Genomic DNA, 8,530 nt, shown 5'->3' on the forward strand with positions numbered 1-8,530 from the left:
GGGCGTGCTGCGGTTCTTCAAATACATCGCCGCCCGCACCGACATCGCCCTGGGCATGTTCAACTCGCCGTCGTCCGGCTACGTGCTGACCGCGGCGGAAAGCGCGCGGATCTACGACGAGGTGCCCGCGGTGTGCGCCACCAAAGAGGGCGCCTTCCGGCCGGCGAGCAGTCGCTTGCTGCACGAGCTGGCGCCCGGTTTGGTGCTGTGGGAGTGCGACAAGACGGTATACCGCGCTGGGTGGCTACGCGACGGCATCGTCTGCCCGGCGCAATTGGGCACCGCGGGCTACCTGTTCGAGACGCCGCAGCGGCGATTGTTTTCCCAGTACTGGGATTTGGTGCAAAACGACAAGCTGCTGGAGGCGATGGACTTCGGCCGCGAGTCGGGGCTGGACCAGTTCGACCTCGACGTCGGATCGTGGTGGACGTGCTACCCCGGGCGGCCCGACTATTTCACCCATTGGGGCGGCGCGTTCAAGTACGCCGCCTCGCTGCTGGGTTTGCCGATCGGCGCCTATCCGCATTCCCGCCCGCCGCAAGCGGAGCTGCCGCCCGAAGCCAAGTCGCAGATCGAAAGAGCGTATCGCCGCCTCGGCCTCATCGGCGCGTAGCGGCTCAAAAGGGCTGCCCCACAACAAAAAACGAGTGGCCCGGCCACCGACGGTGACCGGGCCTCTCGAGAACCGTTTACTGCTCGGCCTTCTCCCGCGCCTCCGCGGCCTTGGCCTTGCCGCGGGCCTTCTCGGCCGCGGCTTCCTTCTTGGCCGCGCTGCGCTGGGCGTCGGCCTTGTCCTGCTGGGCCTGGCCCTCGTTGACCAGATCGTTGCGACCGATGATGGTGCCGACGATCTCCTTGGCCTTGCCGAACACAGCCTCGACGATGCCCTGGATCGCCTCGATCGGGCCGCTCTTGACGTCAACCATTGCGTTTCCCTCCCTGGTAGTGGGTATCTGTGTGGGCTTTCCCGATTCGCCGCTGATAGCAAACGTGGATGGGACGTGGCGCTCGCCACACCCGCGGATGCGAGCCGATCGGCAGGCGTCGGCGACCGCGGTAGCAGGTGCGGTTCAGTGACTCGAAATCCGCAGTTCGGCCGGGGTTCGCGGGGGCCGGCGGCGGTTGTGGAAAACGGTACCGATAGGTATACAGTATGCGTACAAAATATCGCGCAATCCGGTAGGCGATCGTGAGGAGGTAGCGGGGGAGATGTCCGGCAGCGACGGCGCTTCCGAGGGCGCAGTGCTCTACGAGGCCACCGGCAGCGGCGTCGCGATCGTGACCTTCAACCGGCCGGAGCGCCTCAACGCCTGGGGGCCGGACATCGCCGCCGGGTTCTACTCCGCCATCGACCGCGCCGAACGGGACCCGGCCATCCGGGCGATCGTGCTGACCGGCCGGGGCAAGGGTTTCTGCGCCGGCGCGTATCTGGGCGCGCCGAGTTCCGCTCCGACCTACGGGGACACGATGGAGAAGGCGAGTCAGACCAACCTCGCCGATCTGGTCGGGGAGCGGCCGCCGCATTTCGTGACGACGCTGCGCAAGCCCGTCATCGCGGCCATCAACGGCGCCTGCGTCGGCATCGGATTGACCCAGGCGCTGATGTGCGACGTCCGGTTCGCGGCCGCCGGCGCCAAGTTCGCCGCGGTCTTCGCCCGGCGCGGGCTGATCGCGGAGTTCGGCATCTCCTGGATCCTGCCGCGCCTCACCACCTGGGGTGTCGCCCTGGACCTGCTGCTCAGTGGCCGCACCTTCCTCGCCGAGGAGGCGGCCGCGCTCGGCCTCGTCAAGGAAGTGGTCGCGCCCGAGGACCTGATGAAGCGCGCGCTGGACTACGCGGAGGACATCGCCCGCAATTGCTCGCCGGCCTCGATGGAAGTGATCAAGCGGCAGGTGTACGGCGACGCCACCCGCGACGTCGTGGACGCCACGTCGCGCGCCGAGGTGCTGCTGCACGAGGCGATGCCACGGCCGGACGTCATCGAAGGCATCACCAGCTTCCTCGAGAAGCGACCCCCGCAATTCCCCTCGCTCAACTCGACCGACGCTTAGTGTTTCGCCGGTGGGGCCGGAAAGGATGATCATGTCCACCTTGGGTTATCAGGCGATCGACGTCGACAACCACTACTACGAGCCGCTGGACGCCTTCACCCGCCACCTGGACAAGAGGTTCAAGCGCCGCGGTGTGCAGATGGTCAACGACGGCAAGCGCACCTGGGCGGTGATCGGGGATCGGGTCAACCATTTCATCCCCAACCCCACCTTCGACCCGATCATCGTGCCGGGATGCCTGGACTTGTTGTTCCGCGGTGAGATTCCCGAGGGAGTCGACCCGGCCTCGCTGATGAAGGTCGAGCGGCTGGCCAGCCACCCCGAGTACCAACACCGCGATGCGCGGGTGGCCGTGATGGACACCCAGGACATCGAAACGGCGTTCATGCTGCCGACTTTCGCGTGCGGCGTCGAGGAGGCGCTCAAGGGGGACATCGAGGCGACGATGGCGTCGCTGCACGCGTTCAACCTGTGGCTCGACGAGGACTGGGGATTCGACCGGCCCGACCACCGCATCATCGCCGCGCCGATCGTCTCGCTCGCCGATCCGGCCAAGGCGCTCGAAGAGGTCGACTTCGTGTTGGCCCGGGGTGCCAAGCTGGTGCTGGTGCGGCCGGCCCCGGTGCCCGGTGTCGTGAAGCCGCGGTCGCTGGGCGATCGCAGTCACGACCCGGTGTGGGCGCGCCTGGCCGAGGCCGGGGTGCCGGTGGGCTTTCACCTCAGCGACAGCGGCTATCTGCACATCGCGGCGCAGTGGGGCGGCAAGGCGACCTTCGAGGGGTTCGGCGAGAAGGATCCCCTGGACCAGGTTCTCCTCGACGACCGCGCCATCCATGACACGATGGCCTCGATGATCGTGCACGGCGTGTTCACCCGCCACCCCGCACTGCGGGCGGTCAGCATCGAAAACGGTTCGTACTTCGTGCATCGGCTGATCAAGCGGCTGAAGAAGGTGGCCAACAACTACCCGCGGCATTTCCCCGAGGACCCGGTGGAGCAGCTGCGCAACAACGTGTGGATCGCGCCCTACTACGAGGACGATCTGACGGAGTTGGCCGACGTCATCGGCATCGACAAGATCCTGTTCGGTTCCGACTGGCCGCACGGCGAAGGCCTCGAGTCGCCGGTGTCGTTCGCCGAAGAGCTCAAGGGCTTCAGCGAGTCCGATATTCGAAAAGTGATGCGCGACAACGCCCTCGAACTGCTGGGCATTCCGGTCGCGTCGACCGTCTAGCCGCTTACGCGATGAGTGAATGGACGGTAGGCGCGGTTCTCGACGCCATCGCAGACGTCGTGCCCGACCGCCTGATGACCGTGTGCGGTGACCGCAAGAGCACGTTCGCCGAATCCGCGCGGCGCACCAACCGATTGGCGAACTATCTGGGCGGCAAGGGGTTCGGTGTTTACGCGGAGCGTGCCGGGCTGCAGCGGTGGGAGTGCGGCCAGGACCGCATTGCGCTGCTGATGTACAACGACCTCTACCCCGACATGCTGATCGGCTGCCTCAAGGCGCGCACGGTCCCGGTGAACGTCAACCATCACTACTCGCCGCGGGAAATCAGCGATCTGCTCGACTACGTCAGGCCCCGCGGCATCATCTATCACCGCTCGCTCGGCGCCCGGTTCGCCGACGTGTTGCCGCCGGCCGGCACCGAGTTGCTGATCTCCATCGACGACGGCAGCGCGGTTCCGCAGCTGCCGAAGGCGGTTTCGCTCGACGACGCCCTGGCGGCCGCCAGCCCCGAGCGCGAGGACCAGGGATCCCCGGACGACCTGATCATGATGTGCACCGGCGGAACGACCGGCCGCCCGAAGGGCGTGTTGTGGCGGCAGAGCGACATGTACGTGTCGTCGATGGTGGGCGCCGATCATGCCAGCGTCACCGAGATCCACGACAAGGTCGCCGGTGGCGGGCAGCCGTGGTTCGCGGTGTCTCCGCTCATGCACGCCGCCGGCATGTGGACCGCCTTCGCCGCGCTTTGCGCGGGCCTGCCCGTGGTGCTCTACGACGACCGCAACAAGCTGGACGTGCGTTCGGTTTGGGAAACCGCCGAGCGCGAGAAGGTGGGCATGATGACGATGGTGGGCGACGCGTACGCCGGGCCGCTGATCGCCGAGCTGCGCGCGCGTGACTACGACCTGTCTTCGTTGCAGGCGATCGGTACCGGGGGGGCCGCGACCAACGCGAAACACAAACGCGCACTGATGGAATGCCTGCCCCATATCACCATCATCGAGGGTTACGGCTCCTCCGAGAGCGGCAACATGGCGTTCGGCCACAGCCGCGAGGGGACCGCCAGCGAGACGTTCCAGCCCAGGGAGGGGGCCACCGTGGTGTCGGCCGACCGCACCCGCTTCCTGCGCCCCGGTGAGCGGGAGGTCGGTTGGGCCGCCCGGACCGGCCGCATTCCGCTCGGTTACTTCGGCGACGCCGAGGCCACCCAACGGACGTTCCCGGAAATCGAGGGCCAGCGGGTGGTGATTCCGGGCGACCGGGCATCGCTCGAATCCGACGGCACCATTCGCCTGTTCGGCCGCGACTCGCTGGTCGTGAACACCGGCGGGGAAAAGGTTTTCGTCGAAGAGGTCGAGGAAGTGCTGCGCGCGCAGCCGGGCGTCGTCGACGCCCTGGTCGTCGGGCGTCCGAGTGAGCGGTGGGGGCAGGAGGTGGTCGCCCTCGTCGCGGCGCACCCGGACGCGCCCCTGCACCCAGACGCCCTGCACGACGCGTGCACGGCGCAACTGGCGCATTTCAAGGCGCCCAAGGCCATCATCTTCGTCGAGCAGATCGAACGCCTCGGCAACGGCAAGCCCAACTACCGGTGGGCCAGAGAGCAAGCTACCCAACATGTTCCGGTGACCGCGCTGGTTCCGTCCGACCCTGAAGGAAGTCATGAACACCAAAGCGATTGACTGCCTGGTGAACGTCCACTTCGGGGAGGCCGAATCCCAGCCGACGTGGATGCTCAAGGTCAGGGACGACTATTTCAAGGGGCCCGAGTCGATGTTCGCACCGGTCGACCTGTCCGAATTGCTCGCCGAGATGGACGAACAGGGTGTGCGCAAGGCGATCCTGATGGACTCGCTCGCCAACCCGTCCACGACCGCGCGCAAGTTCGTCGAAGCCAAGCCCGACCGGTTCGCGCTGGCCATGGGTGGGGTGAACCTGCTGCGCCCGGTGCGGTCACTGCGCGAGCTGACCGCCGTCGCGGGCGAGCTGCCCGTCGCGTATGCCGTAGTGGGGCCTAGCTTTTGGGGTGACGGCCAGTACCCGCCCAGCGACGCGGTGTACTACCCGCTCTACGCCAAGTGCGCCGAGCTCGATCTCCCGCTGTGCATCAACACGGGCATCCCGGGACCGCCCATACCCGGCGAGGTCCAGCATCCCATGCACCTCGACCGGGTCTGCGTGCGCTTTCCCGAACTGCGGCTGTGCATGATCCACGGCGCCGACCCGTGGTGGGACGTCGCCATCCGGTTGCTGCTCAAGTACGCCAACCTTCGGCTCATGACGTCGGCGTGGTCGCCCAAGCGGCTGCCGGAGAGCCTGCTGCACTACATGCGCACGCGTGGTCCCAACAAGGTGATCTACGCGTCGGACTGGCCGGTGTTGCCCATGCGGCGGGTGATACCGGAAGCCCGTGCGCTGGATCTACCCGCCGAGGTGCTGGACAACTACCTTTACAACAACGCGCAGGACTTCTTCTTCGGGAAGGACGAGTAACGATGGACCGCTTCGAACTACGCAGACTGGACTACAGTCTGTCGCCCGACCATGTGGCCCTGCAGGATGCGTACAAACAGTTTTTCAAGACCCACTGTTCGATCGAAACCGTCCGCGCCGCAGAGCCGTCGGGTTTCGACAAGAACCTGTGGGAGAGGCTGTGCGGGATGGGCGCGACCACGATGGCGCTGCCCGAGTCGTGCGGCGGGGACGGCGCCACCCTGGTCGACCTCACCCTGGTGGCCGAGGAACTCGGCCGGTCGCTGGCGCCGGTGCCGTGGATCGACCACGTCTGCGCCGCACGGCTGCTGGGGCGTCTGGGCGCCGACATCGCCGGGGTGGCCGAGGGAGAGCAGCTGGCCGCGCTCGACCCGCGCATCAACGCGGGCCGCGGCCCGCGGCTGATTCCCTCCGGTTCGATCGCCGACCAGATCATCGTGCGCGATGGCGACGAGGTCGTGCGCCTGACTTTCGCCACCCGCCCGGCGAAGGTCGACAACATCGGCCGCCTGCCGATGGCCTGGGTGGACCCGGCCGCGGCGGATGGGCGTAAGACCCTCGCCGCGGGGCCCGACGCGACCGCAGCTTACCTACTGGCGCTGGACGAGTGGCGGCTGTTGACCGCGGCGGCGCTGGTCGGGCTGGTGGAGGAGACCATGACGATCGCGGCCGAGTTCGCCAAGACCCGATACACGCTGGGCGTGCCCATCGCCACCCTGCAGGCGATCTCGCATCCACTGGCGAACATGGCCATCACCGTCCAGGGCGGGCGGAACCTGGCCCGGCGCGCCGCCTGGTTCCTGGACAACGAACCCGGCGAGCGTCCCGAATTGGCGCCGTCCGCTTTCGTTTTCATGGCCGAAGAGGCCGCCAGGGCCGCCACGATGGCCGTCCACATCCAAGGCGGCCTCGGGGTCTCCTCGGAAGCCGCCGCGACGGCGTACCTCGTGCGAGCCCGGGGATGGCCACTGGCGGGCGGCGATCCGGGCACCGCGGCCCAGCGCATCGCCGAGATCGTGGCCGCCCGCGAGGCCCAGCCGGCCTAGGAAGGAGCGCACCATGGATTTCTCCCGCGTCGAGCTCTCCGACGAGGACAAGGCATTCCGCGACGAGGCGCGCAGCTTTCTGGCCACGCATATGACCGAAGAGGTAAGGCGCCGGGACCGGGAAACGGGCGACAATTTCGACGAGGGCCTGCACCTGAAGCTGGGCGCCGCAGGCTATTTGGCGGCCGAGTGGAAGCCCGAATCCGAGGGCGGTTTCAGCCGGGTGCGGCGCCGGGTCTGGGAGCTGGAGAAGCGGCGGGTGCACGTTCCCTGGGTGACGTGGGGAACCACCGCGATGGTGGCCCGTTCGGTGGACAAGTTCGGGTCGGCGCAGTTGCGCGACGAAGTGCTGCCGAAGGTCTTCAGCGGCGAGGTGAGGCTGTGCCTCGGCTACACCGAGCCCGAGGGCGGCTCCGATGTGGCCACCTGTAAGACGCGTGCGGTACGCGACGGGGACGAATGGATCATTAACGGGTCCAAGATGTTCACCACCGGCGCCCACAACTGCCAGTACGTTTTCCTGATCACCAACACCGCCCCCGACGCGCCGAAGCACAAGAGCCTGACCATGTTCCTGGTCCCGCTGGATTCGCCGGGCATCGAAATCCAGGGCATCCGCACGGTGGACGGCGACCGGACCAACATCGTCTACTACAGCGACGTCCGGGTGGCCGACGAGTACCGGCTGGGCGAGGTGAACGGCGGCTGGACGGTGCTCCGCGAACCGCTCAACGTCGAGCACGGTGCCGTCGCCGCCGCGCCGGACGGGCTGCAGGACACGTCAATCATGATGCACCAGGCCGGATTTCTGTCCCAGGCCGTGGACCGGGCCGCGGCGGCCGTGACACGACCCGACGGTGACGGGCACCGGCTCATCGACGACAGGTCCGTCGCGTATCGGCTGGGCCGCTGCGTCGCCCGACTGGAGACGGCGCTGGCCACCCCGAGCATCTTCGGCCGGGTCGCCATCGCGCAGACGATGCGTGACGTCTCACCGGAACTCATGGACATCCTCGGCACGGCCTCGACGCTGCCCTTCGGGACCGACGGGGCCGCCGATGACGGCAGCGCCGAATATGCCTACCGATTCGCCCCGCTCGTGGGCATCTATGGCGGCACGCTGGAGGTGTTCCGCAACATGATCGCCCAGTACATGCTCGGTCTGGGCAAGCCCGCGTACGCGCCGCCGGCCAAGAAGGCGGGTTGAATCGCGCGCCGAACGTGCATTCAGGGCGGGAAATCAGCCCACTTTTCGCCCTGAGTGCACGCTCGGCGCAAGCTCAGTCAGGCAATGGCTCCCGATTCCTTCAGTTCCTCGATGCGGTCCCAATCCATGCCCAGCTCCATCAGCACGATCTCGGTGTGCTCGGAGGCCTGCGGTGCCCGCGTGGTCACCAGCGGCTCGTGGTTGAACTGCACCGGGCCGCGCACGACGCGGAAAGGCTTTCCGCCGCTGGCGAGCTCGACCTCGCTGACCATGTCGTTGGCCAGCGCCTGCTCGTCTTCGACCAGGTCGAGCAGGCTCTGGAACGGCGCCCACTGGCCCTTCATCGTCTTCAGGTGTTGCCGCCAGTAGTCGAAGGGCTTGGCGGCGAAGGCCTTTGTGATCAGCTCGGCGGCCGCGCTGGCGTTCTGGATCAGGGGCAGCACGTCGGAGAAGCGGGGGTCGTCGGCCGCCTCGGGGATGCCGAGATGCTCGAACGTATCG

8 protein-coding genes and 1 pseudogene are annotated in these 8,530 nt (G+C 67.4%); 7 read left to right on the forward strand and 2 right to left on the reverse strand.

Annotated elements, in window-relative coordinates; all coding sequences use genetic code 11:
• Nucleotides 1-613, forward strand: a pseudogene (locus A5702_RS06135) (dihydrodipicolinate synthase family protein); the annotation flags it as partial.
• Between the two features lie 76 nt (nt 614-689).
• On the opposite strand, the gene A5702_RS06140 reads toward A5702_RS06135, so the two are convergent.
• Nucleotides 690-926 carry a CsbD family protein gene (locus A5702_RS06140; RefSeq protein WP_067823952.1) on the reverse strand — a complete coding sequence of 79 codons (237 nt, stop codon included), beginning with the start codon at nt 924-926 and terminating at the stop codon, nt 690-692.
• Between the two features lie 283 nt (nt 927-1,209).
• Between A5702_RS06140 and A5702_RS06145 the strand changes: the two genes are divergently transcribed.
• From A5702_RS06145 to A5702_RS06170, 6 genes are read left to right on the forward strand one after another with little or no spacing between them, the layout of a single operon-like run.
• A complete protein-coding gene (locus A5702_RS06145; protein ID WP_055404615.1) occupies nt 1,210-2,052 on the forward strand; it encodes an enoyl-CoA hydratase in 843 nt (280 codons plus the stop codon).
• Nucleotides 2,053-2,083: 31 nt separating this feature from the next.
• A complete protein-coding gene (locus tag A5702_RS06150; RefSeq protein ID WP_068219112.1) occupies nt 2,084-3,286 on the forward strand; it encodes an amidohydrolase family protein in 1,203 nt (400 codons plus the stop codon).
• Between the two features lie 11 nt (nt 3,287-3,297).
• Nucleotides 3,298-4,965, forward strand: coding sequence for an acyl-CoA synthetase (locus A5702_RS06155; protein WP_068219100.1), 1,668 nt, complete (start codon nt 3,298-3,300; stop codon nt 4,963-4,965).
• A complete protein-coding gene (locus A5702_RS06160) occupies nt 4,946-5,776 on the forward strand; it encodes an amidohydrolase family protein (protein ID WP_068219103.1) in 831 nt (276 codons plus the stop codon). Before A5702_RS06155 ends, A5702_RS06160 begins: the two co-directional genes overlap by 20 nt.
• A 2-nt stretch (nt 5,777-5,778) precedes the next feature.
• Nucleotides 5,779-6,822, forward strand: a complete 1,044-nt coding sequence (locus A5702_RS06165) for an acyl-CoA dehydrogenase family protein (RefSeq protein WP_068219106.1) — start codon at nt 5,779-5,781, stop codon at nt 6,820-6,822.
• A gap of 13 nt (nt 6,823-6,835) precedes the next feature.
• Nucleotides 6,836-8,029 carry an acyl-CoA dehydrogenase family protein gene (locus A5702_RS06170; RefSeq protein ID WP_068219109.1) on the forward strand — a complete coding sequence of 398 codons (1,194 nt, stop codon included), beginning with the start codon at nt 6,836-6,838 and terminating at the stop codon, nt 8,027-8,029.
• 77 nt (nt 8,030-8,106) lie between these two features.
• On the opposite strand, the gene A5702_RS06175 is transcribed toward A5702_RS06170, so the two are convergent.
• Nucleotides 8,107-8,530: CoA transferase (locus tag A5702_RS06175; protein ID WP_197506508.1), on the reverse strand; the 424-nt coding region annotated here is incomplete at its 5' end.

Origin of the sequence: Mycobacterium sp. E3339, from assembly GCF_001666915.1 — a bacterium.
GTDB lineage: Bacteria > Actinomycetota > Actinomycetes > Mycobacteriales > Mycobacteriaceae > Mycobacterium.

What these genes read in the sequence shown, in the direction of transcription:
- A5702_RS06140 (WP_067823952.1), bottom strand. Translation starts at nt 926, where the DNA reads ATGGTTGACGTCAAGAGCGGCCCGATCGAGGCGATCCAGGGCATCGTC.
- A5702_RS06155 (WP_068219100.1), top strand. Translation starts at nt 3,298, where the DNA reads ATGAGTGAATGGACGGTAGGCGCGGTTCTCGACGCCATCGCAGACGTC.
- A5702_RS06170 (WP_068219109.1), top strand. Translation starts at nt 6,836, where the DNA reads ATGGATTTCTCCCGCGTCGAGCTCTCCGACGAGGACAAGGCATTCCGC.
- A5702_RS06160 (WP_068219103.1), top strand. Translation starts at nt 4,946, where the DNA reads ATGAACACCAAAGCGATTGACTGCCTGGTGAACGTCCACTTCGGGGAG.
- A5702_RS06145 (WP_055404615.1), top strand. Translation starts at nt 1,210, where the DNA reads ATGTCCGGCAGCGACGGCGCTTCCGAGGGCGCAGTGCTCTACGAGGCC.
- A5702_RS06165 (WP_068219106.1), top strand. Translation starts at nt 5,779, where the DNA reads ATGGACCGCTTCGAACTACGCAGACTGGACTACAGTCTGTCGCCCGAC.
- A5702_RS06150 (WP_068219112.1), top strand. Translation starts at nt 2,084, where the DNA reads ATGTCCACCTTGGGTTATCAGGCGATCGACGTCGACAACCACTACTAC.